General features: G+C 43.0%; 21 protein-coding genes, 1 tRNA gene and 1 riboswitch. Of the genes, 6 read left to right on the top strand and 16 right to left on the bottom strand.

Annotated features, from left to right (window positions below):
- Positions 1 to 11 precede the first annotated feature (11 nt).
- Positions 12 to 109, bottom strand: a riboswitch (purine riboswitch).
- Between the two features lie 82 nt (positions 110 to 191).
- Genes IGJ26_RS07025 through IGJ26_RS07010 form a run of 4 tightly spaced genes read right to left on the bottom strand, consistent with a single transcriptional unit; the run spans position 192 to position 3,038 of the window.
- The gene (locus IGJ26_RS07025; RefSeq protein WP_008381475.1) at positions 192 to 869 is read right to left on the bottom strand and encodes a hydrolase; all 678 of its coding nucleotides are present in this window, start codon (positions 867 to 869) and stop codon (positions 192 to 194) included.
- Positions 870 to 889: 20 nt separating this feature from the next.
- A complete protein-coding gene (locus IGJ26_RS07020) occupies positions 890 to 1,495 on the bottom strand; it encodes a glycoside hydrolase family 73 protein (RefSeq protein WP_005236425.1) in 606 nt (201 codons plus the stop codon).
- Complete coding sequence (locus tag IGJ26_RS07015; RefSeq protein WP_194199498.1) at positions 1,492 to 2,502, bottom strand: M15 family metallopeptidase; 1,011 nt, start codon at positions 2,500 to 2,502, stop codon at positions 1,492 to 1,494. The genes IGJ26_RS07020 and IGJ26_RS07015 overlap by 4 nt, the downstream gene beginning before the upstream one ends.
- Positions 2,503 to 2,534: 32 nt before the next feature.
- The gene (locus IGJ26_RS07010) at positions 2,535 to 3,038 is read right to left on the bottom strand and encodes a hypothetical protein (protein WP_061054010.1); all 504 of its coding nucleotides are present in this window, start codon (positions 3,036 to 3,038) and stop codon (positions 2,535 to 2,537) included.
- A 123-nt stretch (positions 3,039 to 3,161) separates the two neighbouring features.
- Between IGJ26_RS07010 and IGJ26_RS07005 the strand changes: the two genes are divergently transcribed.
- A complete protein-coding gene (locus tag IGJ26_RS07005; protein WP_016613320.1) occupies positions 3,162 to 4,118 on the top strand; it encodes a Gfo/Idh/MocA family protein in 957 nt (318 codons plus the stop codon).
- Positions 4,119 to 4,151: 33 nt separating this feature from the next.
- Here the strand turns inward: IGJ26_RS07005 and IGJ26_RS07000 are convergent, their stop codons facing one another.
- Positions 4,152 to 5,114, bottom strand: coding sequence for an aromatic acid exporter family protein (locus IGJ26_RS07000; protein WP_086317276.1), 963 nt, complete (start codon positions 5,112 to 5,114; stop codon positions 4,152 to 4,154).
- A gap of 98 nt (positions 5,115 to 5,212) precedes the next feature.
- On the opposite strand from IGJ26_RS07000, the gene IGJ26_RS06995 reads away from it, so the two are divergent.
- The gene (locus IGJ26_RS06995; protein ID WP_005231932.1) at positions 5,213 to 5,812 is read left to right on the top strand and encodes an FUSC family protein; all 600 of its coding nucleotides are present in this window, start codon (positions 5,213 to 5,215) and stop codon (positions 5,810 to 5,812) included.
- Positions 5,813 to 5,856: 44 nt separating this feature from the next.
- Here the strand turns inward: IGJ26_RS06995 and IGJ26_RS06990 are convergent, their stop codons facing one another.
- The 5 genes from IGJ26_RS06990 to IGJ26_RS06970 all read right to left on the bottom strand — a co-directional run bounded on the left by IGJ26_RS06990 (position 5,857) and on the right by IGJ26_RS06970 (position 13,163).
- Positions 5,857 to 9,279: an ABC transporter permease gene (locus IGJ26_RS06990; RefSeq protein ID WP_061054008.1), complete on the bottom strand. Its 3,423-nt coding sequence runs from the start codon at positions 9,277 to 9,279 to the stop codon at positions 5,857 to 5,859.
- Positions 9,280 to 9,981 (bottom strand): ABC transporter ATP-binding protein, encoded by a 702-nt coding sequence (locus tag IGJ26_RS06985; protein ID WP_008381485.1) that lies wholly within the window; start codon positions 9,979 to 9,981, stop codon positions 9,280 to 9,282. It abuts the gene before it with no gap.
- Between the two features lie 160 nt (positions 9,982 to 10,141).
- Positions 10,142 to 10,981 (bottom strand): SDR family oxidoreductase, encoded by an 840-nt coding sequence (locus IGJ26_RS06980; protein WP_008381487.1) that lies wholly within the window; start codon positions 10,979 to 10,981, stop codon positions 10,142 to 10,144.
- A gap of 122 nt (positions 10,982 to 11,103) precedes the next feature.
- On the bottom strand, positions 11,104 to 12,249 hold the full coding sequence (gene nagA / locus IGJ26_RS06975; RefSeq protein WP_005236444.1) for an N-acetylglucosamine-6-phosphate deacetylase: 1,146 nt from the start codon (positions 12,247 to 12,249) through the stop codon (positions 11,104 to 11,106).
- Between the two features lie 68 nt (positions 12,250 to 12,317).
- Positions 12,318 to 13,163 carry a helix-turn-helix domain-containing protein gene (locus IGJ26_RS06970; protein WP_008381491.1) on the bottom strand — a complete coding sequence of 282 codons (846 nt, stop codon included), beginning with the start codon at positions 13,161 to 13,163 and terminating at the stop codon, positions 12,318 to 12,320.
- Between the two features lie 160 nt (positions 13,164 to 13,323).
- On the opposite strand from IGJ26_RS06970, the gene IGJ26_RS06965 reads away from it, so the two are divergent.
- Positions 13,324 to 13,503: a hypothetical protein gene (locus IGJ26_RS06965; RefSeq protein WP_005236448.1), complete on the top strand. Its 180-nt coding sequence runs from the start codon at positions 13,324 to 13,326 to the stop codon at positions 13,501 to 13,503.
- A 55-nt stretch (positions 13,504 to 13,558) separates the two neighbouring features.
- On the opposite strand, the gene IGJ26_RS06960 is transcribed toward IGJ26_RS06965, so the two are convergent.
- The 4 genes from IGJ26_RS06960 to IGJ26_RS06945 form a co-directional block, all read right to left on the bottom strand.
- Positions 13,559 to 14,776, bottom strand: coding sequence for a pyridoxal phosphate-dependent aminotransferase (locus IGJ26_RS06960; protein ID WP_005236450.1), 1,218 nt, complete (start codon positions 14,774 to 14,776; stop codon positions 13,559 to 13,561).
- 168 nt (positions 14,777 to 14,944) lie between these two features.
- Entirely contained in the window at positions 14,945 to 15,820 is an 876-nt protein-coding gene (locus IGJ26_RS06955) for an ABC transporter ATP-binding protein (protein WP_194199477.1), read from the bottom strand.
- A 10-nt stretch (positions 15,821 to 15,830) separates the two neighbouring features.
- Entirely contained in the window at positions 15,831 to 17,045 is a 1,215-nt protein-coding gene (locus tag IGJ26_RS06950; protein WP_005236453.1) for an ABC transporter permease subunit, read from the bottom strand.
- Complete coding sequence (locus IGJ26_RS06945; protein ID WP_194199476.1) at positions 17,042 to 18,154, bottom strand: hypothetical protein; 1,113 nt, start codon at positions 18,152 to 18,154, stop codon at positions 17,042 to 17,044. The genes IGJ26_RS06950 and IGJ26_RS06945 overlap by 4 nt, the downstream gene beginning before the upstream one ends.
- 196 nt (positions 18,155 to 18,350) lie before the next feature.
- Here IGJ26_RS06945 and IGJ26_RS06940 point away from each other — a divergent pair.
- The 3 genes from IGJ26_RS06940 to IGJ26_RS06930 all read left to right on the top strand — a co-directional run bounded on the left by IGJ26_RS06940 (position 18,351) and on the right by IGJ26_RS06930 (position 21,536).
- A tRNA-Leu gene (locus IGJ26_RS06940) sits at positions 18,351 to 18,433 on the top strand.
- Between the two features lie 404 nt (positions 18,434 to 18,837).
- Positions 18,838 to 20,064 carry an Ltp family lipoprotein gene (locus tag IGJ26_RS06935; protein ID WP_121261103.1) on the top strand — a complete coding sequence of 409 codons (1,227 nt, stop codon included), beginning with the start codon at positions 18,838 to 18,840 and terminating at the stop codon, positions 20,062 to 20,064.
- 200 nt (positions 20,065 to 20,264) lie between these two features.
- On the top strand, positions 20,265 to 21,536 hold the full coding sequence (locus tag IGJ26_RS06930) for a hypothetical protein (RefSeq protein WP_086317259.1): 1,272 nt from the start codon (positions 20,265 to 20,267) through the stop codon (positions 21,534 to 21,536).
- A gap of 92 nt (positions 21,537 to 21,628) precedes the next feature.
- Here the strand turns inward: IGJ26_RS06930 and IGJ26_RS06925 are convergent, their stop codons facing one another.
- Entirely contained in the window at positions 21,629 to 21,856 is a 228-nt protein-coding gene (locus IGJ26_RS06925) for a hypothetical protein (RefSeq protein WP_005229963.1), read from the bottom strand.
- Between the two features lie 64 nt (positions 21,857 to 21,920).
- The gene (locus IGJ26_RS06920; RefSeq protein ID WP_005236471.1) at positions 21,921 to 22,793 is read right to left on the bottom strand and encodes a VOC family protein; all 873 of its coding nucleotides are present in this window, start codon (positions 22,791 to 22,793) and stop codon (positions 21,921 to 21,923) included.
- Positions 22,794 to 22,922: the final 129 nt, after the last annotated feature.

Below are 22,922 nucleotides of genomic sequence, written 5' to 3'. Positions count from 1 at the left end.
AAAAGTGTCTAACAGGCACGATTTTTACTTATAGTCCGATATTTACGGTATCGGGTAGAGACTGTCGACCATATTTCGACGATATACAAGTAATTTTTAAATGATAGATTCGATTATGCCTGTCTTTGATTAAAAACACAAGCATGGAATGCCCTTTATAAATAAAAATATTCTCATTTGTGGATCATTTCCTACTCTGGTTTCTCCATATCACGATAGTGCTCCATCTTTTTACTGAAAAGCTCCCCATTGGAAGGCGGCGTGTAAGTGATCGCATTCGCACCTGCTTCAATCGTTTCTAAGATGCTCTCCTCAGTTGGACCACCCGTTGCAATGATCGGCAGCTTCGGATATTTTTTACGGAAGAAAGCCACGGTATCCGCTGTGTCCTTGCCGGCACTGATATTGATGACCTTCACACCAGCTTCAAGTTTGGCATCAATTTCAGTATACTTACTCGTTACGGTACTGATAACGGGAATATCCACGACTTTACAGACTTGCTCCACAGTTTTCAATGGCGTGGGTCCGTTTAAGACGACCCCGATCGATCCCTGAGCTTCAGCAAACATGCTCATATAAGAAGAGCGGAATCCTTGGGTCAAGCCGCCGCCGACACCAGAAAACACTGGAATATCCGCTGCTTCGATAATTGCTTTCGTAATTGCTGGGTGCGGTGTAAAAGGATAGACCGCTATCACAGCGTCCGCATTTGTATTACGGATGATCGCAATATCCGTAGTAAAAATAATGGAGCGGATTTGTTTCCCAAATATTTGAATGCCGCTAGCCTCTCGAATAACTTTAGGCACTTTGACGATATCTTTGCGTAAATCAGTGGTGATTTTTGGCATATATTTTTCTTCCATAAGCAGCCAACTCTCTTTTCTTATTGATCAAATCGATTCAATTGGTAGGTTTCAATGACTTGAATGATTTTGCTGGCATAATCTGGATCCGTTGCATATCCTGCATCTTGTAAGGCTTGTGCGGCACTGCGGTAGTCGTTTGCTGTCAAGACATCTACATAAAGCGCAGGATTCCAATCAACACCATTTACAAACAACATCGTATGATCATCCATTGATTCTTCCCAAGTATCATAGACACGAAAATCTCCTTGAATCGTGACCCATTCTCCATTATAAAACTCTTGGGTATCTAATGTCACCTTTTTTGAATGACCAAATGACTTGATGCCAAATAAATTATTGTATTTGCTGGCTAGAGAACTCTGGCCCCAATCTGATTCAAGAATCGCCTGACCTATAATGATACTTGGTAAAATCCCATAGCCTTTTTGCAGTTCTTGCGCGTAAGGAGCAATGCGATCGATAAATTCTTCATGAGAGATCGCTTCAGTATTTGTTTCTTCCTCTTTCGGAAGAGGATCCGCCAAACTATTTAAGGAAAAAATAAAAGCAATCCCAATTAAGAATAACCCTAGAAAGACTAATGGGAAACGAGTCTTCTGTTTTTTTCGTCTTGCGCTCATTTTTTCACTTCCTTTGTCTGACTAAACACGTTCTTAGCGAACAAGTCGCCTCCACTCATCAACAACTCTTCTTGTGCTCGTTGACTATTTTCTTGATTTCTAGTAAGAGAATTAGTAAAGATCCAGTCCTCCTGCAAAGGATCTGCCAATTCGTGATACGACAGTTCTGCTTCTTTACGAGTGATGTGTTCTTTTGCCTCATCAAGAAACTCTTCGAATGTTACCTCATGTTCTTCAATATATGTCGCCACTTCGACGCCTACATAGCGTAAATGCCATGGTTCATAATCGATTTGGGTAATGTCATGTTTCCCTTTCGGATAACGGATGATGAACCCATACTCTCTCGCATGGGCTTGTAGCCATTTTCCACCGTCTGTAACGCCGAACCCCTCATTGAGAAGTTCGCCTGTATGATTTTGATACCAGTCTTCATCGATTACGTCAATCGCAAGACCGGTATGGTGCTCACTATATCCCGGTTCAGTAAAGGTCAGTTTCGTGATACGAATTGCTTCTTCTTTTGTATTCCCTTGGCGGATCAAGCTATTGACATTGGCATCGAATATTTCCTGTTGATACTCTACCGAACGGTAAGCAGAGACCATGACTAAAGGATGTCCAGCCACCTTTGCTGCCTCAGCTAGTTCTTCGTATGCCGAAACGATTCGCTTGTCCACAAGGTAGCCATTTGATAATTTCCCCAAATCTTCTTGCGCGATTTCGCTGACGATTTTATTTTTTGGTCCTACCAGAGCCAACGACCAATCATTCAATGAGACAGTTGGGAAATCATCTTCGTTCACTTCATCACTAATAGCTGCTTGTTCTTGCGCATCCTCTGAGTATTCCGTCGAAGTTTGACTGCTGGATTCAGTTGTTGCGCTCGTCACTGTTTGATTAGTAGAACGAGCGATACTTAGATTCTTTATTGGGGTGACTGCGGTCACTCGATTCACTTGTATGGTTAGGAGAACCAAAAACAAGAATCCTGCTGCCGCAGCCATTCCATAATACTTTTTCAAAAAATACCCTACCTTTAATTATAAGTTTCTTCCAGATTTTCTTTAACCCACTCTAACAACTCGATTTTTTCATTGCGGATCTGCTGCTGAACAACAGCGGGCAATCGGAAGTTTAATATATCATCATAACCCCACTCATCATACGTAATACTGACTCTCAAATCAAGGTATTGGGCTGTTTCTTCAGATTCTGTTAACAATTCGACTTTTGCTAAATCGCTAGCTAGCCACGTTCTGGCGATTTGGGTTTTCATTTTTTTGAACTCGACGACCGCTTGATTGCGTTTTTCTGGATAAATGACGGTTTGCCGAATGATTTTTTGGATCAGCATCCATTCATAATCTGAAAACAGCAGCTTCACTTTCTGATTTTCAGCAGGTGACAGACTCATTGTGCCATTTTTCCATGCCTCCCATTGCTCCTCAGTGATTCCTAAATGTGTCTCATAAAACTGTTTTTCTGATGTGTATTGCTCGATAATCGTATTTAAAATAATGGCTATTGATACATTATGCATATGTTATCCCTCCTCTTCTATATTTTACTGAAAGTCAGCCGTAATGGAAACTTTTTGCGATTGTTTTTGATTATTTTAAAGAATTCATTTCTTTTGTTATACTAAATATGAAGGAGATGATCAATGATGAAAAAATACCGTTGGGGAATGATTGGACTTGGAGACATCGCGACGCAATTTGCCGCTGGTTTTTCCAATGAAGCAAGTGAACTGTATGGAGTCAGCGCCCGCAGTTTGCCAAAAGTCCAGGCCTTTGCCGAAAAATACGCTATCCCCCATGCTTATGAAAGCACAGATGCTATGCTGGAAGATCCGCAAATTGATATTGTGTACATTGCAGTACCTAATGATCTTCATCACGAATTTATTATGAAAGCTCTAATGGCCGGAAAACATGTCCTCTGTGAAAAAGCCATTACGACCAGTGCCGATGAATTAGCTGAAGAATTGACCTTAGCCAAAGAAAAAAATCTGATCTTAGAAGAAGCTATGACGATCTTCAATATGCCGGTTTATGCACGTTTGAAAGAAGAGATCGATGCTGGACGCTTAGGAAAATTAAAAATGATCCAAGCACCATTTGGCAGCTATAAAGATCCTGATCCCACCAATCGTTTCTTCAACCCAGATTTAGGTGGCGGTGCGTTACTGGATATTGGCACATATGCCGTTTCATTTGCTCGCTTTTTCATGACGGATACGCCAGAAGTGGCGTTTAGCAGCATGAAGCCCTTCTCTACAGGTGTGGATGAACAATCAGTCACGATCCTCCAAAATCCAGCTGATGAAATGGCTAGTGTCACGCTGACTTTCCAAGCGAAAATGCCTAAAACAGGTATCGTTGCTTTTGAAGAAGGGTACATTACGGTGGATGAGTATCCTCGTGCGGACAAAGCCATGATTCATTTCCGCGATGGGTCAAATGAGGTCATCGAAGCTGGTGACAGTAATCAAGCCCTTAATTATGAAATTGCCAATATGATCAAAGCCATCAATGGCGATATCGAAGGATCAATCCACTTGACCACCGATGTCATTGACGTTCTTGATCAAATGCAAGCTTTTTGGGAACAACAGTAAAAGTGAAAAGACTCCTTTGCAGGAGTCTTTTTTTTAGCGCTCCATCGTCTGAATCTGTTCAGAAAAGTCGGCTTTGATTTCAATAAAACTTTTAAAGGTTTGCAGAAACTGAAACAGCTGGGCCCGATTTTCAAATTCTGCTCTTGTTTGCGGCAATGGTTTTTGTCGATAATCTTCGTATAAAGCTGCAATTTTTGCCAAGATCTCTTTTCCATCGTTATTTTCATGAAAGGACTGGGCGGTAAAGGATAGCAGCTCTTGAAACGCATTTGTATAGGCTTCTTCTACCCAAAACAATTGTAATAGATCAACCATTTCCAAGAGTAAGCGCGCTTGACTTTGCCGCATGGTGAAATACTCTTCATAATAAGAGGCTTCTCCTCGCCACTGGTTTTCACTATGAACCATCGCTTGCTGTTTGCCTTGCTTGATTTCTCCTAACAATGCTTGGCAAACATGTGGGAGCGTCGCCTTTTCTTTTTCTGTTAACGCGATCGACATGTCTTTTAAAAGACTTTTAAACGTTTCTTCCACCAACTGCTGTTTTTCTTTCAATGCCCGTTCGCCGTCTGGCATATACAAGTTAAATAAAAGTGCAAAGCCGATGCCAATACTCATCAACAAAAAAGCATTTCCAATCAATGGCCAAGCAAAAGAACGTTCCATCATATAATGGGTCACCAAGACCGAATTGACCACGATCCCATCGGTTAATTTGAAATAAACTGCCGTCGGAATAAATAGGAAGAGAAAAAGAACAAAGCCCAGCGGACCAAAGCCTAAAAGATGAAAGCTGACAAAAGCTAAGAGCGTCGCGATCGCCAAGGAAACCAAGCGACCGATTCCTGTAAAGAGCGAGGTTTTCTTTGTATTCCCAACACTCAAAATTGCGATGATCCCTGCGGCTGGCGCATACAATAGACCGATCTGCTGAGCAAGAAACATGGACAAACCGGCAGCAACTGCTGTCTTCACTGTTCTCAATCCAATTTTCATTTTTGTCACCTCCTTTGAAAAGTATACTAAATTGTGAGGAATAAGACTAGAATTTCTCAACAGCATTGGGTATGATTAAGTAAAGGGGGCATTCTACCATGAAACTGGGGCGTTTTCGCTTAGGTATGCGAACGATAAAAACAGCCATCGCTGTCATGCTTTGTATTCTGCTCTTTCATTTCCTTGATCGCGGCCAGCCTTTGATTGCTGCCTTGTCTGCTGTCTTTTCATTGCGACAAGACCTGACAACAACAATCTCTTTTGGGAAATCACGGGTGTTAGGAAATACGATCGGCGGCGGTACAGCCATTTTTTATTTTTTGACGAAGCAATATTTTCAAAATGATTTTCTGATCGAATTGTTTGTCCTGCCCGCACTGGTCATCTTTGTCATCGTTTTTTCAGATGGCATCAATAACAATTCTGGCATCATCTCTGCCATTGCGACGATGCTGTTGATCACTTCCAGTGTCCCACAAGGGGAATCGATCATCTTTGCATTGGACCGTGTGCTTGATACCTTTATCGGTACCTTAGTTGCCCTGTCAATCAATTTTGTTATTCGACCACCTGAGGAAGAGAAAAAGGATGAGATTCAAGAAGATTTGGTCGTGCTAAGGCAAAAAGAGCTTGAACTAAAAGCCATGCTAGAAGAAGTCCAAGGGGAAATCTCTGAGCAAGAAAAACAAGAAAAATAAAAACAGCCTTTTTCCAGAATGCTTCTGAAAAAAGGCTGTTTTTGTTACTCATTGGCTTTCAAGGCATCGATCATATTGACATGTTTCAACTTGAAATACATCGCGATCCCTACCACGCCTGAAAACAAGCAGGTCAATCCCGCTGCATACACATAGCTCATTGGTTCGACTGTCGGTGAAAACATGGCGATATCAACTTCGATGGTCTGTAAGACAAATTGATGCTGAAGCACCCCTAATAACAAGCCAAAACCAATACCGAAAATCGTTAAAAAGATATTCTCACGAAAGACGTACATCGTCACTTCTCGATCATAAAAGCCTAATACTTTGATAGTCGACAACTCGCGGATCCGTTCCGCTATATTGATATTGTTCAAGTTGTACAACACGATAAAGGCTAATGCCCCTGCTGACGTGATCAAGATCCAAATGACGATGTTCAAGGTTGCTGTCGTGTCATCTAAGGCATCCGCTGAAGCTGAGAGGAAGGAAACATTGATGACATTATCTTGTGCCATCAGGTCAGCTGCGATCGCTTCTTCATCTGTTTTGCTTAAGCGCTGATTGAATTTCAATAACTCACTATTGTAAGCAGGCGTTTCCTGAAAGATCTTTTCGTACGTTTCAGGTGTCAAATAAGCAAAATGGCCCGTGTAGTTTTCTGCGATGGCAGCTACCTTCAGTTGAAATTCCTCGCCGCTTTCATTCGTCAACGTTATCGTATCACCCACCGATAATCCAAACAACTTAGCAAGCTTTTCATTGATGATGGCACCCTCTCCTTCTAGCTCGTAAGCTTCTCCTGAAACCCGATCATTCAAGTGGACAAATCTCGATAAAGCCGCAGGATCTTCTGGCACGGTGACGGTTACTTCTTGCTGCGTGACCCCCGATTGAGCCAACGTCAGACTTTCCGTATGCAAGAATAACCCTGCTTCAAAGCCTTCAATATCTTCTGCGGCGGCTTTTGTTTCACTCATTGCTTCCGAAATCTCATCATCAAAGGTGATCACCGCCTGATACTGCCAGATTTTCTCAAACTGTAAAGGAATGATATTGCTGATAGAATCTCTTAGACCAAATCCAGTCAAGATCATGGAGGTACATCCCGCGATCCCTAAGATGGTCATGAGCATTCTGGACTTGTAGCGAAACAGGTTTCGCATTGTAACTTTTTGAATAAAACTTAAGTGCCGCCATAAAAAAGTGATTCTTTCTAAGAGAATTCGTTTCCCTGTTTTTGGGGCCTTTGGTCTCAACAAGGAAGCCGATGACTGTCTTAAATCAAATCGTAAAACCAGCAGCGCAATTCCGATGGTGCAAAGCAAGCTAACACCCACAGCAATCAATGAAAGCCGCAAATACCATGGGGTGTCATACTCTGTGAGATTGTAAAGTGGTCCATAAGCTTGAATGATGATTGCTGGAAAAAAGGAAAAGCCTACTGCTAGGCCCAATACAGCACCTGTGATGCCTGCTGCAGAGGAATAAAGCAAAAATTTCTGTCCAATCTCCCAGTTGCGATAGCCTAGTGCTTTCAACGTTCCGATCTCACTGCGTTTTTCATCGATCATCCGCGTCATAGTGGTTAGACTCACTAAGGCTGCGATCAAAAAGAAAATGACTGGAAAAATCGTCGCTAACGAAGAAACGCGTTCCGCATTGTCTTGGTATTCTGAATAACCAGGATTCGCATCGCGGTTCGCGACACGATAAACTGCCGGTTTTAGCTCCAACAATTCCTGCTCTTTTTCCGCAACTTCTTTTTTGACATCTTCAAGCTTTTCGCGTTCTTTTGGTGCTCTTTCTTTAAATTCGGCTAGCTTTTCTTGAAGGGTTGCTTCGTTTTCTCGGTATTCCAGCCAGCCCTTGTCTAGCAAAGACTGACCATTAGCTTGCTCAGAAGCTAAAGTCTCACGAGCAACACTCAGCTGCGATTCTCCTTGAGTGATCTGGGTCTGAGCCTGTGCCAATTCTTGGCGTCCGGCACTGACCTGGCTCCAGCCAGCGTTGACTTGCTGTTGCGCCCGTTGAAGTTGCACTTCTTGTTCATTGATTGCAGCCAGTTGTCCGCTTAATTGGGCACGTTGTTGCTCACCTTCAGCAATGAGTGGATTCAATGTATCTTCAGCTGCCGTCAGCATAGTAGCAATCATCGTTTCATCGATTTCCTCCAGATCAGGAATCGGACCAAGGACATCTGTCGGTAGGTTCAACTGTGCCAGAGCGGCTGTTACTTGTGCATAGACGGTAGGCAGCTGGGCCATTTGCTCCTCTGCAGAAAGTTGACCCACACTTCTGATTTGATCCATGCCTTGGTATGCCAGCGCAAGTTGCTCCTCCACTTGTTGGATGCCACTTTGTAGTTCTGACTTTTGTGCCGAAATGGGCGCTAACTGGGCTTGGGCTGATTTTACTTGGGCTTCTTGCTGAAGCAACGCTTGTTCGCTTTGATCCAGCAGTCGTTGGTTTTCCGCCAACGCTTGCTTACCCTCAGCTATTTTTTGTGCTTCACTATTCAACTGCTCTTGGGCAGCTTGAATTTCTGTTTGGAATGCTGCTTCTTGTTCCGTCAGTTCCCGGTGCGCCTGCGCTAATTTTTCTTGTGCGTCGTCGAGTTCCCTTTGTGCTTCTTGCAGAGCCGTTTCTCCGTTGCGGATCTGTTCTTTGGCTTCGTCAATGGCTGGTTGTGCTTCATCGATCAGCTCTTGTCTGCGTCCTTGCGCCCGAGGAGCCAACTTTTTCTCAACTTCAGCACTTATTTGATCTCTTTTCGTCTGATACGCCACTGAATAGCTTTCCATTTGAGATAAGTCATCAAAGCGAACTAAAAATCGGGCGTACGCACTTTCTTTAAAATCCTCCTCAGGAATCACCGCAAAGTAATCCACAGTCCCATTACCAACGGTACTGTTCCCCCGATGAAAGTTCTCAATATATTCAGGACTATTGACAAAGCCCACGATCGTGAAGGTATGGGTTTTTAATTGATTTTCGCCACTTTCTGGCAACTCAAAGGATTCATCTAATTCGAAACCACCACTATTTTGTGCCGCTTGATCTAAGGCGATTTCCCCTGATTTTTGCGGCAATCGACCAGAAGTCACCTCATATTGATTGACAGGTCGATCAGTTGAAAGAGAGAAGACACGAATCACAGCACGATGATTTTCGGCATTGATATCAGCGATCTGCTCCGTCTCAACCGCTGTGACGCCAGGCATTTCCTCAATGATTTGCCGATCGGTATCCGACAACCCCAAAGTTGAAGCAATTGTAAGGTCGGCTAATTGTTGGCGAGAAAAGTAATCTTCAGCAGCTTGTTTCATATTAGGACCGGTGGCGCTGATCCCGACAAAAAAAGCGACTCCTAAAAAGATAATGCCTAAAATGGACAAAAACCGCCCGGGTGCTTGCCTAATTTCACGTAAACTGGAACGTAATAATGTTTTTTTCATAGGCATTTACCAAGAAATAGAGGCAATTGGAATCGGATGAGTATTTTTTTCCATCTTGCGAACCTTTGCATCATTGATATGGATCACACGATCAGCCATGGGAGCCAATGCGCTGTTATGTGTAATGATCAAAACGGTCGTCCCAGTCTCGCGAGCTGTTTTTTCTAAAATAGCCAAAATCTGTTTTCCCGTTTCATAGTCAAGTGCCCCAGTTGGTTCATCACAAAGCAGCAGTTTGGGCTTCTTGGCTATGGCACGAGCGATCGTGACCCTTTGCTGTTCACCGCCAGACAATTGTGCAGGAAAGTGATCCAAGCGATCACCTAATCCAACTTGGGTCAAAATCTCAGCTGCATCAAGTGCTTCGGGTACGATTTGTGCCGACAGTTCCACATTTTCTCTAGCCGTCAAGTTCGGCACCAAATTGTAAAATTGAAAGACAAATCCGACGTCTTTGCGACGATAGGTCGTTAGTTGTTTAGCATCAAAACCAGCAATATCCGTTCCATCGACAATCACTTGGCCGCTGTCACATTGATCCATCCCGCCTAGTATGTTCAAAACGGTGGACTTACCGGCGCCACTAGGACCAAGGATCAGCGCGATCTCGCCTTTCTCTACGGAAAAAGAGACGCCATCATTGGCAGCAATCACCGTATCGCCCATTGTGTATTTCTTCACTTCTTTCACTACTTCAATATAACTCATTTTATTCCTCCAAGAATTCCAGCGCCGCATGCGCTTTCTCGCTTAACAGTGTATCACACTTTTTCCCTTGAAAGAAACCGCAAAAAAGCAGCACAAGGTCGTGCTGCTAAAAAACAAGTCATTTATTCAAAGTGATCCAGATTGGCAAAAGCAAAACAAATCATTTTGTGTGGTCCGCAATTCTTTGTTGCGTTTCTTGCCATAGTTTCTGTGCTTGTTGCTGCTCCTTCGGGATCTCGGTTAGGACTGCTTGACGATCAACAAAGTAGCGGCCACTGATACCCGCAACGTCTGGACTTAGCGCTAAGTAAATCGCTGTATCTGCCCCTTCTTCGGCTGTTTTAAAAAAAGGCGTCAACATTTTATAAATAGATTGACCAAATCCTGTTTGTCGACTGACCCCTAAGCTGGTCGCCACAGCTCCCGGATGCAAGGAATTAGCAGTAACGGTCGTATTGCGTAGCTGGAACGCAAGCGCATCCGTAAATAAAATCAGGGCTTTTTTTGAGCGGCCATATTCCCGCCAAGGGAAAAAATCCGGTACATCGAAAAAGCGCTGATCCTTTTTCTTTACAAATTTGTAGGCGCCGGATGACACATTGACGATCCTGCCGGCATCGGCACGTTTTATTAGCGGCAATAACTGACGGGTCAGTTCAAAATGCCCCACGTAGTTTACGCCCAGCATTTGTTCAAATCCATCGGCTGTTCGCTCTTTTTTTAAATTGACGATGCCCGCATTATTGATCAGTACATCCAATTTCTCAAAGCGGGCGTTGATTTCAGCGGCTGACTTGCGTACGCTAGCCAACGACCCCAAATCACCGATCACTAGATCGATGCTTGGATTGCCTGTCTCTTCCTTCAAACGTTGCTGTGCTGCCTGCCCTCGTTCGGCAGAACGGCAATACAAAATCACATGCATCCCCAATTCTGCCAATTGTTTGGCTGTTGCAAAGCCCATACCGGCATTGGCGCCGGTAACTAAAATCGTCTTCAAATCCCCATTATCTCCTTCATAGGATGTCGTTTTCTTTCATCATAACTGAAAACAAAAAAATCTGCTCAAAAAACAGATCAAGAGAAGCTCTCTTCTTGTTTCTTTAAGCAGATTGTTTTATTTTACGCCTGGTAGCGGCAGACGCCATCTAAATAGGTGGCTGTTACATTCATTTCTTGATCCAAAACAATAAAGTCAGCTGGGCGACCTTGTTTGATCATGCCGCAAGCATGGTCAATTTTACAGCTGATTGCTGGAATCAAGCTGGCCATCATGACCGCTTCTTGAGGGGTAGCGATTCCCCAGTCTACTACATTTTTCACAGCTTCTTTTAGTTTCAAAATACTACCAGCAAGATTGCCAGTTTCCATTCGAGCCGTTCCGTCTTTCACCACTACTGGAAATTCACCTAAAATATAATCACCATCTGGCATGCCGCCAGCCATCATACAGTCAGTGATCAAGGCAACATGGTCGTGACCAGCTTTTTCCATCAAAATCTCAGCTGCTTGAGGATGCACATGGTGGCCATCACAAATCAACTCTGAAAAAACTTCTTTTAATGAAAGTAGGGCACCAACCATTCCAGGCTCGCGATGGTTTAATCCGCGCATACCGTTGAATGCATGAACAAAAACGCTAGCACCAGCTTCAACTGCTGTTTGCGCTTCTTGTAATGTACCGTTACTATGGCCTAGAGCAACCACTACGCCTTCTTCCGTCACTTGCGAAACAAACTCACTCACACCTTCTCGCTCAGGAGCCAAGGCGATTTTTTTGATAATTCCACCAGAAGCTTCTTGCCATTCATGGAAGGTATCGATATCAGGATCACCAAAATAAATTGGATTTTGTGCACCTTTATGTTCTTCAGTAAAGAATGGGCCTTCAAAATAGATCCCTTGGATTTTTGCTCCTGTAACTTCGTCTTTGACTTTCCCAACGGTTTCAGCAACATCCCGCAACCGTTCTTTGCTGGATGTTAAGGTTGTTGGCAAGAAGGAAGTCACACCACATGATAAAAGGCCTTCCGACATGGCTTTAATGCCTTCTGCATCGTTGTCCATCACATCATGGTTCATAAATCCGTGGATATGAGTATCCACAAGACCCGGTGCTACCCATTTGCCTGAATAATCTTCTACGTCTGCACCAGAAGGGACTTCATCGACGATCGCTCCGAATTTCCCCTCTTTGACCTCCAGGTAACCAGGGCCATGAACCGCTGATTTTAGAAAGAATTTGTCTGCGTAAATATATTTATTCATCTTGATCGCTCCTCTATTTCTTTTCTTCCTTAAAAGTACTCTTATTTAGGGAAGAAGTCAAGAAAGGTCTACACCACTTTGTCAGATTGGCGAATATCCATGACAGCACGATACAGCTGAAAACTTTTTTCGGCTGCATTTTCTTCTTTCAGTCTATAAAGTAAGTGTCCCTTCAGTTCAAACAATTCTTCTAGAAAATACAAACTGTTTTTTTCTCTGGCTAAGGAAATGCCTTCGTTCGTTACCTTTAGCGCGAGGCAATCTTCTTGTTGCTCCTTTAAAAAGACCGCATAATTGTAGTAAATTTTGGTCAATGATGTGGAGAGACGTTCCGGCGGCAGTGCGTGCATGGCATCGTAAGCTTTTTCTAAGTAAAAACGAGCCTCACCCAGTTGCAGCAAATCACTATAGACGCGACCCATGCAGCTCAGGATACGAATTTCCATCACCGACACATTGGTCTTATCCTGTTGATAGGAGTAGGCCAATCCTTTTTTCAGCGCCTCAAGGGCGGCATCATAGTTTTGATCGAGGAAATAATCACAGCTGCCTAGATAGTAGTAATACATTTGCATATCTGAATCCAGATACAAATAATCCTTGATCGCCTTATCTTCCATTTTTTCCCGCATTTCTTGAAACTGCTTATGGACAAAATGTGATTCGATTTCGGCAAAGATTTGATTGGTTTTGTTGATCTCTTCCGAATGAAGCATCATTACTTGATCTAAGGTGACTCCTAAGCGTTGGCAGATTTGGTACATCACCCAGACGTTCGGCAACTCTTCGTTGTTTTCAATACGGCTTAAAACACTTTGCGAACAAATATCTTCCGCTAACATCTTCTGTGTCATCTTTCGTTTCAACCGAATCGAACGGATATTTTGACCAAAAGATTCTTCTTTTTTCTTCATAATTGTCCTCCAGGGGGAATTCTTATAAAAACCGAACGTTTCTTGTCAAAAATGCGAATTCGCATTTTTAATTTTCTTTATTTTAGCACATAATGACAAAAAGGAAAGCAATTTCAAGAATGTCTTGTTATTTTTCCACAATTTCAAATGAGGTGTTAAGATGACGATCGACAGTACGATCTTTTTTACATGGGATGGCAAGAAGTATCAAGGGATCATCGAACGAGAATATGAGAACTCTGTTCTGGTTCAAGTCACCGATCCTAGTGCTGAAATGCTGGATAAATTTACCAATCGAATGATTGTGAGCAAAAAAATTTGTCAACCAGTTGCCGAATAAAAACATAAGCACCACTCCCTCACGGTTGTTGAAGGAGCGGTGCTTTTTTATATTCTTATTTCTGACGATAGGACGCCAAAAATTCTGTCATTTTTTCAGCAGTCGTTTTTAAGTCTTCCATATTAGGAAGATAAACGATTCGGAAATGATCTGGCTGTTGCCAGTTGAACCCACCGCCGTGAACCAGCAAGATGTGGTGCTCGTGTAAAAAGTCTAAAACAAATTGTTCATCATTGGTGATATTAAAGCGTTGAATATCAATTTTAGGGAAAATATAAAAGGCGGCTTTCGGTTTCACCGCTGACAATCCCGGAATGTCATTGATTGCCTTGTGGATAAACGCTCTTTGTTCATAAATACGACCACCTGGTAATAGTAACTCATCAGAACTTTGATAGCCTCCTAATGCGGTCTGAACGATTTGTTGCGATAAGACATTCGAACACAGTCGCATCGAAGATAGCATATTCAAGCCTTCGATATAGTCTTTCACATGGGACTTGTCGCCACTGAGGACCATCCAGCCCACACGGAAACCTGCCACTCGATGAGACTTAGACAAGCCACCTAGCGTCACAACGAATCGATCTGGCGCTAATGTAGCAATCGGCACATGGACATAATCATCCATGACTAATCGGTCATAGATCTCATCAGAGAAAATGATCAAGTCATGCTCACGAGCAACGTCGACGATTTGCTCCAAAATTTCTTTTGGATAAACGGCTCCTGTTGGATTGTTCGGATTAATAATGACGATCGCTTTGGTTTTGCTGGTGACCTTAGCTTTGATGTCCTCGATATCAGGATTCCAATCTGCTTGTTCATCACAAATATAATGGACGGGCTTTCCGCCAGCTAATGAGATCGAAGCAGTCCACAAAGGATAGTCAGGCATCGGCACGAGCACTTCGTCCCCATTGTTACATAGGCCCTGCATACACATCGTGATCAGCTCGGAAACACCATTACCTGTGTAAATATCATTGATGGTCACATCAGGAAATTTCTGTAATTGATAATATTGTTCGATCGCTTTACGGGCAGAAAAAATCCCTTTCGAATCAGAATATCCTTCCGATTCTCGCACGTTCATAATCAGGTCTCTAACGATCTCATTTGGGGCTTCGAACCCAAAAGGCGCGGGATTCCCCGTATTTAATTTCAAGATACTGATGCCTTCTTCTTGCATCCGATCGGCTTCTTCTAAAACTGGGCCGCGCACATCATAACTGACCCCTTCAAGTTTTGACGACTTCGAAAATTTCTTCATATTCCATTTCTCCTTTAACCATAGGTCAACGTCAGGTTATTGGTTCTCGTCGTTGATCTCTTTTCAGATTGAACCTATTATAGCAAAAAACTTTTACCTATGGCGAAATTTTTTTGCTTCTCCTTCATCTGTGCTTGTCCCGCTCTCATCTCGTAAATAGTGCGACAGTCAGTGATTTTCAGGAAAATACGTCAAATACAATTCATTTAGTGCCAAGTGCCCCACAGAAAAATCAGTGATCCCTGCAGCGATAAACCGTTGCGGTAGCTGAGGATCGCTGATTTCTATCAGATAGATCCGTCCTTGCAGATCGATGGTCACCGTCGTTAATTCTGGAAAAGCCACCAAAAAATCTGCCGAGTCCGTTTTTAAGTACAACGGTTGATTGACTAACGACTTGCGACCAAAGTATTCGTGAATGATCTTGCCGTCTTTTAAAAACAAGACCCGATCCGCGTAGGAATCCAAATTCGTCAAAATATGCGAAGCAATCACGATCGCTTTCTTTTGCGCTCGCAAGGCTTTTAATACGTTAGAGATCAATTCCACATTGGTCGGATCCAAGCCATTCATGACTTCATCCATCAGCATATATGGCGTATCCGTCACGATCTGCATCGCAAAACAAAGACGTTGCCGCATCCCAAGTGAATAGGTGCCCACAGGACGTTTGATATAGTCACTCATTCGCAAGCGCTCAATCGTTTCTTCCACTAAGTGTTCCTCTGAACGCCACATTCGCTGATACAGCTTGAGATGCTCGAAACCACTCAAATCATTGTACAAATCATTTTGGTCAGGAAAAAACGAAATTTGTTGATGCGCTGCCACTTCTGATTTTTTGGTCACATATACTTGACTGCCATTCAAAAATACTGCGCCTTCATTCGGCTGGATGAAATTCATCGCCACATTCAATAGCGTGGATTTCCCGGTGCCGTTAGGGGCGACTAACCCGACGATTTCCCCGGGAGAAAAGGCAATGGAAAGCTGATCCAATACTTTTCTCGTATACGTGACCGTCACATTTTTCAGTTCTAACATATCGTTCCTCCTATGCCAAATGAAATTTTTTGCGTTGGATCGTCACGAAGAAACACATTTCGATCAGAAGCCAAACGCCTCCTAATAAAAGCAACCCTTTTTCCATCGTAAACCCTGCAGAACCAAAATAAAAACGTGTCCAGCCTGAAAGGACTTGTCCCACATTTTGATACAGATAGACATACAGCGTTTTATCAAGGTAAGCACTGAACCAACGTCTTTGGAAAATATAGGGTGAAAGCAAGCAAAAACCAGCCAAAAGCAAATTAACCAGTTCTGAGCGAAACAGGGCACTGAACAACAAGATGCCACGACAATAAATAAACTGCAAAAAAAGCGTCGCAAGAAAACATTGGCCTATAAAAAGACCGATGGCTTGTGTTTCAAAAGCGTTGAAATCTGTGATCGGGTAGCGGGCATCAAATGTCGGTGATAAAATCGTGACCGGTAGTTCCAGGGAACCAAAGCCGAATTGAATACCAGAACCCAACCAGAGAAAGAACATGGTCCCAAGCGTTGCAATTGCAGAACCGACCATCAATACTGCCGTTTTGCTCCAAAGGATCTCTTCTGCCGATAATGGCAGTGAAAGAAATAGGGATTTATGTCTTCGTTCTTTTGGTAAGCAATCGATCGCCAAAAATAAAGAAACAGCAAGCAATAGAATCGGTAAATATCCAGTAAAACTTCGCTGCAATGCCTGTATCCCCGTTTTTTGCTCCATGACTGCTTGCGAGAGTTTCTTATTCGGCAACTGGCTGAAGGCTTCCATAAGCTTAGCGGTTGAAGCATAACCAAAGCGACCGTCATAGGCAGCGTAGTAATTTTGAAACGTATAATAATCCGGTGTATAAAAAACATTTCGTTCATCGGTAAACTGCAATGCCAACTGGTACCACGTAGTTGTTCCTCGTGCATAAGCTTGCCAGTTTTCATCAGCTAGTGCATCTAATCGTTGTTTTTCCGCTTCGTTCCATGGGGTAAACATTTCAACTGCTAAGCTTGCCGACCAATGGTCAGAAGGATTGGCTGCTTGTTGATCAAGAAAATCTTGTCGCACAGTATAGCGTTGTTGCATTTCTGTTTTATCTACTCGTTCAATCGGGCGAAAATCTTTTTGCCAAAAACTGTAAACGCCGCTATAGATAAGAAGCAAGCAAAAAAGACCAATAGTTTTCTTGCTCTTTAAGAGTTGTCGTAATTCAAATAAAAAATAGTCTTTCATCCTTTGCCTCCTCTCAACAAGTGATTCTGTTTATCCGCAACGAGCATCAAAGCTATACAAAGGAAGATCCACACCACCGTCAGCAGCCAACTAGCATAGACTCCCCAAGAAGTACCAGAACCCAATGCAAAGGCGCCCGAATAAAATTTATCCATAGCAGCTATATGAACTGGTAACAGTGGGATCTTTTGCAGCATCGGAATCAAGCCGAGCCCATAAAAAAGCAACAGCAAAAAGAAAGAGACGTATCGATTGGCTGCGATCATGTTCATGACAAAACCTAAGCATTCGATCAAACCAATCAGCAAGCCAAAAGAAACCAGGCTATATAAAACGCTCTGCCAAAAAGGTAAGGCTACCCAATCCCCATTGAGATAGACGGCTACTGGATACTGCCAATCCCCGAACTCCCCCAGAAGGCTCATTGAAAGAAAGACGCCTAAGAAGAACACAATCAAAACGCCTAAATTTGTAATCCCTTTAACCACAATTTTACTTAACATCCGAATCGGAAAAATCTGCGGGTACGAGCGAATCAAAGAGAAGTGTTCTCTTTCTTCTATCAAATTGTCACTGGCAAAAAAAGCCCAAAAGAAGAAGCCAAAATTCAGCAAAAACGTTATTGCCAAAGCGACAGCGGTCTGGGCATTGGCAGCAGTGAGGACCGGCTCTTTTTCTTGCTCGACTAAAGCTTGATAGACCTTCTGATCTTGTTCGATTGCCCATAAAGGTGGCAAAAATCCTTTGTCATCAACTTCTGACGCCCAAATCTGCTTTTTTAGTTCTGCAATTTGAATACTCGTTTGATTAAATCGTTCGTATTCTTCCATAATCAAGTTGGATAACTGTCGCGAAGTCAGTGTATTGTTTTCAAGCAAAAGTTGATACACCTCTTGTTCAGCAGGTGAACCCGACTGATTGGCTTGGTAGCGATCAACAAGCCGTGAGGCTTCCGCTTTTTCTGCAGTGATCGTGGCGGGTAAGTTGATGGGTTCCATCAGCTTCAAATAAATGGAAAAACAGCAACCTAAACTAAAGGCACCAATGAGCAGGAAGAGGAACGTTTTCTGTTTGACAGATTTAGCTAACTGGTTTTTAAAGTAGTTCATTTGCTCTCCTCTCAAAAAAATAATTATTCATTCTTTTAGCATACCTTTTATGGGAGAAAATGCAATCTAAAGTCTGAAAATTCTTTCAAATAGCATTAGGAAAAGTTATTGACAAACCTGTTGAAAATCAGGTAAGATATTTTCTAGACGCGGCGTGACAGAACTACCTCAGCCTGCGTTTCCTTCTATAGTATTTGCGGAAATGACGGAATGGCAGACGTGCAAGATTGAGGGTCTTGTGAGCAATCGCTCGTGTGGGTTCAAATCCCATTTTCCGCATCCTTACAGCTTCCCTATTATGGGAAGCTGTTTTTTTGTTTGCTCAAAAGATTCCCCATGGCGATCCTTCGATGAATTCTTTCGATCGCTTTGATCTTGAGCGTCTACTCCTAGAAAGTTGATACGAAGCTTCCTTTCCCAAATGTAAAAATCGATAAAAACTCTTTTATCATTGCATTTCACACTATTTTTCATATAAAATGAATAATATAACAATTATTCTCGAATGCTGGTTCGATGCTCCGCTTTTTCTTATTGGCGGATCAGAAACAGTTGCCTGAATTTACTGGTGATGAAAAATCTTTTCAGCATTTTTCCCATTCACCTTCTCTCCTCCTTCCCCCAGATAAACAAACCTCTTCCGACCGTTTTCTCAGTTACTTTCGATAGAAAGAAGGAGCCTAATGAAAAAAAGAGTACTGATCACCCTATTGTCATTCGTTATTTTGCTTATCGGTTGCGTAAAGGCAGATGAAGAACTGTCAGAGACCGTTGCACTTGGCATCGACGCACGACTGGAATATACAAACCAATCCGGAACGGGCTGGGCCTATTATCACCCAGCAACCTTAGAGTTGTTGATTGCCGGCAGTCAAGCCGAATTGGCTATTTTGGAAGAGCTTGATTCTTCCGACGAAGATCTTTATCAGTTAATCAGCCACACAATTGATTTGATGGCAACCGCTGAACGAGCGTTAGTGGAGCGTCGGATCGATGTCCCTGCTTGGTTTGCTGCCCGCATTGGTTATAGCCAGGCTCTGGCTGCGATTCATGAACGGAGCCCTATCATTCTCAGTAATCATGACAACCTCAACCGTCTACTGGAGGTAGCAAACGAAACGATTCCTGAAGCCGACCCGCGTCAAAAGCTGGGGCTTTTGGCAGACGATATTGCGCAGCTTCAGCAGCTCACCGAAGATGAGCTAACTCTTCATCGCAGGATCAAACTTGACGACGAACTCACCGCCACTGTTTACCACACAAGTGAAACGAATGTTGACGTCTTCGTTTTTTCGAAGCCCGAAGAGGAGTACGCATCTGGATTTACTGTTCTTAATCGGGAAACTGCCGACGAGCAAAAAGCTGCATTCTATGAAACGATTTTACGAGGGCTGGTCGTAAATATTCCTCGTGAATCGTTGATGTTTATGAATCGATTCGATCAATCTTCAGATGAATATCAGCTGGCGGTGATGACCTATGGCTTTGATCATGACATTGATCAAGACATGGTCACTACCGTGTATCAACAGCTTCAAGAAGCAAACGCAAAACAAGAAGCAGCTACGGCTTTGCAGCAAGAGCAAAACAATGACGAACAAACTCAGACCGAGAATGAAGGATCTTCAGAACAAAGACGAACGATCGCTCGTGCCGAATCCTATACGAACCTCATGGCTTTCTCACGTGCACGATTGATACAACAATTAGAATTTGAAGGGTTTACCCATAATGATGCACAATGGGCAGTTGATCAGCTCACGATTGATTGGAACGAGCAGGCGTTGAAGAAAGCAAATAGTTACCATTCCTTGATGAGTCTTCCTCCTGACAACATTCGCCGGTTATTAACTTTTGAAGACTTTTCAGAAGAACAAATCGACTACGCGATGACAAACATAGGTAACTAAAAGCTAGCGAAGAAAAGGGCATCGCGATGCCCATATGCTGTTGTAGTGACCCCAAAAAGTTAGGTTTTTTGGTCTAACTTTGGGGGTCAGTTGATGTCACTTATATTGTGACTATGTTTATACTCAAGAAAGTGCTCGATCTGATGCGTTCATTCGTACAAATTGGCGAGGTTTACTAGAGTCTCACGAGGAGGAGAAAAATGAAAAAACAAGTTTTGTTGCCTTTATTACTAATACTGTCCCTGCTTTCAGGATGTGGGACGATAAATTCAGCAAGTCCTGAGGAACTTTCTGAGCGCATCGGTGCAGCTTTAGATGCTGGTTGGGAACATACCTATCATGCAGAAAATCTGACTTATGAGTTAAGTATTGAAAATCTCGAACTGATGATTCGAGGCAAAGAAGCAGAATTGGCCTTTCTAGACCAGGTCAATAGCAACTCAAAACACAAGGCGGCATTCATTGAAAACACGGAAACAATGATCGCACTCGCTCAAGAAGCGATCGAAGCTCGCTATCTGGATATGCCCAGTTGGGTTGCCGCTCGCAATGGCCGTATCGAAGCCTTACTTGCCATCCATGAAGAGAGCCCGATCATCGTCAGTAGACGAGCAAAATTGCAAGAATTATTCAACGAATACGAAGAGGATTTGGCACTAGTGACCGCTGGAGCAAACAATCCTCTTGCCGATGAAGAAGGAATTAATGAAGATACACGAGAAAAGCTTGGTTTGACACCTGATACACTTGAACACTTACACCAACAAAGCGAAGACCAAGAAATCGAGTGGCAGAGTGCTATTGATTTGGCGAACGGTGTGACCATGAATGTCTTTTCAACAAAACATGAGCCAGTGGAGATTCTCACATTTACGAATGCTGGCGAAAAATACCCTGCCGCAATCACTTTGTTTAATGGGCAAATGACGGAAATCGTTCCCGAGATAATGACTCCTTACGAAGCCGTTTCCGCTTATTTTTACGAAATTGCCGATGCAGTTTATGAAACGATTCCAGTCGGTTATCGATTTCTGGTTGAATCCCTATGGCTTGAACTGGAAAACGACAATCGTTTTCAATTTAGAACCTACGTGTTTGATAACGAAGTGACCGAGGAAACGATTTTAGCAGGGTTTCATTTCGCCCCGACTGTAGCAGCACGCTATGAGCGCGAAAACAATGCGACAGAACGAGAACGTGAAGCCTTTTTCCTCGTTAGAGCGCAAGGAAATCGTCGCTTTTATTCAAAACAAGAGATGGCAGAACTGTTAGAAACAGAAGGTTTCACTGCGGAGGAAACACAATGGGCACTAGAGACCCTTGACGTAGATTGGTATCGCCATGCTTTAGGGCGCGCCAATCAATCCCGCCGGGTGTTAGGGATCCGTCAAAGAAATATGGCCGCTCATCTTGAAGGGAACGGCTTCTTACCTGATGAGATCGAATTTGCGATTGAAAACATGGAAAATTAGTATGTAGTGGACGAGACAGATCCCATTCCCCATTTTTTCTTAGCGTAAACAAAAAACCGACCAATCTTCCTGTTTAAGATTGGCCGGTTTCTTTATTTTTTGGTTTTGATTGGTACCATGGCTTTGCGCCGATGCTGTTTCATTATTGCTTGAAGACCATAGACACCAACTCCGATAATTCCTGCAAAAGCCGAAAAAGCAATAAAAATCACAGGAGACGCCCCACTTTCTATTAATTGTTTCCCTTGGACAAAGAAAAATAAGCCCATGCTGATCAATAATGCTAGAAATAGTGATTGTCCCGCCCCGTTTTTTTTCATGCTTGCTCTCCTTTTACTTGATTATAGGTTATTCTCTCATTTCATGAATGAAAAAACCTCCATCTTAAGGCTGATTCTTTCTTTCGATGATCAGATTGATCCCATTCGGATCAGTCAAATGCAAGCGGCTGTCTGTTTCTAACTCATAAGAAACGCCACTTGCCTTTAGATGACTTCGTAACGTAGAAAAAGCCAAAGCTGGCAAAACGATCGTAAAGTACGCTAAGCCTAGATCCTTTTCCTCCATAGCTGGAACATTTCTTCCCATCCAAATATTCGATCCGATATGGTGATGATACGAACCAGCAGCAAAAAACTTTGCTTGGCTACCAAAATCTGAAGTCAAACGCATGCCTAAAACTTCGGTGTAGAATTCTTCTGTTTTTGCCAGATCCGCCACTTTCAAATGGACATGCCCCACCGTGGTGCCAACTGGAAAAGTCGTTTGTGATCGGTCAGCGGCTCCCAGCACGCCTTGCGCGTCCATTTCGATAGTAACGCCCACGATCTCACCGTCTGCTCGAATATCCCATTCACTCTTCGGTTTGTCACGATACACTTCGATCCCGTTTCCTTCTGGATCGGTCAGGTATAACGCTTCACTATACCCATGATCGCTAGCACCATCCAGAGGGGCTTTGGCCTCCAAATAATGAATCAGCATATTTCCTAGGTCTTTACGGCTAGGCAAAAGAAACGCCGTATGGAAAAGGCCTGTTTTCCGTGTCAAAGGCAACGGATCACTTACCTTCTCTAGGACTAAAAGCTCTTGTGTCCCCACGCCCAATCGCGCGTGATCTACACTTTGCTCCAATAAAGTTAGGCCAATCACGTCCGAATAAAACCGGCTCATTTTTTCCATATTCGCTACTTTTAAAACGACTTTGCCAATTGCGGCTGTTGCATCGATTTGATAGGTTGATTGAATCATTGTCATCGCTATTTCCTCTTTTCTAAACAGTTAAGTTCACTTGTACCTTTAAGTATAACACTAACTTTTAGTAAGTAAATAAATCTGCTTGTTGAGGAAAGGATTCCTTGATCTCCCGTGACTCCTTGTAACAAA

It is taken from the genome of Enterococcus sp. AZ095a (assembly GCF_050546735.1).
GTDB lineage: Bacteria > Bacillota > Bacilli > Lactobacillales > Enterococcaceae > Enterococcus_D > Enterococcus_D entomosocium.
This window is presented reverse-complemented; position numbering and strand designations above follow the sequence as displayed.

What these genes read in the sequence shown, in the direction of transcription:
- IGJ26_RS07025 (WP_008381475.1), bottom strand. Translation starts at nt 869, where the DNA reads ATGGAAGAAAAATATATGCCAAAAATCACCACTGATTTACGCAAAGAT.
- IGJ26_RS07020 (WP_005236425.1), bottom strand. Translation starts at nt 1,495, where the DNA reads ATGAGCGCAAGACGAAAAAAACAGAAGACTCGTTTCCCATTAGTCTTT.
- IGJ26_RS07015 (WP_194199498.1), bottom strand. Translation starts at nt 2,502, where the DNA reads ATGGCTGCGGCAGCAGGATTCTTGTTTTTGGTTCTCCTAACCATACAA.
- IGJ26_RS07010 (WP_061054010.1), bottom strand. Translation starts at nt 3,038, where the DNA reads ATGCATAATGTATCAATAGCCATTATTTTAAATACGATTATCGAGCAA.
- IGJ26_RS07005 (WP_016613320.1), top strand. Translation starts at nt 3,162, where the DNA reads ATGATGAAAAAATACCGTTGGGGAATGATTGGACTTGGAGACATCGCG.
- IGJ26_RS07000 (WP_086317276.1), bottom strand. Translation starts at nt 5,114, where the DNA reads ATGAAAATTGGATTGAGAACAGTGAAGACAGCAGTTGCTGCCGGTTTG.
- IGJ26_RS06995 (WP_005231932.1), top strand. Translation starts at nt 5,213, where the DNA reads ATGAAACTGGGGCGTTTTCGCTTAGGTATGCGAACGATAAAAACAGCC.
- IGJ26_RS06990 (WP_061054008.1), bottom strand. Translation starts at nt 9,279, where the DNA reads ATGCCTATGAAAAAAACATTATTACGTTCCAGTTTACGTGAAATTAGG.
- IGJ26_RS06985 (WP_008381485.1), bottom strand. Translation starts at nt 9,981, where the DNA reads ATGAGTTATATTGAAGTAGTGAAAGAAGTGAAGAAATACACAATGGGC.
- nagA (WP_005236444.1), bottom strand. Translation starts at nt 12,249, where the DNA reads ATGAATAAATATATTTACGCAGACAAATTCTTTCTAAAATCAGCGGTT.
- IGJ26_RS06970 (WP_008381491.1), bottom strand. Translation starts at nt 13,163, where the DNA reads ATGAAGAAAAAAGAAGAATCTTTTGGTCAAAATATCCGTTCGATTCGG.
- IGJ26_RS06965 (WP_005236448.1), top strand. Translation starts at nt 13,324, where the DNA reads ATGACGATCGACAGTACGATCTTTTTTACATGGGATGGCAAGAAGTAT.
- IGJ26_RS06960 (WP_005236450.1), bottom strand. Translation starts at nt 14,776, where the DNA reads ATGAAGAAATTTTCGAAGTCGTCAAAACTTGAAGGGGTCAGTTATGAT.
- IGJ26_RS06955 (WP_194199477.1), bottom strand. Translation starts at nt 15,820, where the DNA reads ATGTTAGAACTGAAAAATGTGACGGTCACGTATACGAGAAAAGTATTG.
- IGJ26_RS06950 (WP_005236453.1), bottom strand. Translation starts at nt 17,045, where the DNA reads ATGAAAGACTATTTTTTATTTGAATTACGACAACTCTTAAAGAGCAAG.
- IGJ26_RS06945 (WP_194199476.1), bottom strand. Translation starts at nt 18,154, where the DNA reads ATGAACTACTTTAAAAACCAGTTAGCTAAATCTGTCAAACAGAAAACG.
- IGJ26_RS06935 (WP_121261103.1), top strand. Translation starts at nt 18,838, where the DNA reads ATGAAAAAAAGAGTACTGATCACCCTATTGTCATTCGTTATTTTGCTT.
- IGJ26_RS06930 (WP_086317259.1), top strand. Translation starts at nt 20,265, where the DNA reads ATGAAAAAACAAGTTTTGTTGCCTTTATTACTAATACTGTCCCTGCTT.
- IGJ26_RS06925 (WP_005229963.1), bottom strand. Translation starts at nt 21,856, where the DNA reads ATGAAAAAAAACGGGGCGGGACAATCACTATTTCTAGCATTATTGATC.
- IGJ26_RS06920 (WP_005236471.1), bottom strand. Translation starts at nt 22,793, where the DNA reads ATGACAATGATTCAATCAACCTATCAAATCGATGCAACAGCCGCAATT.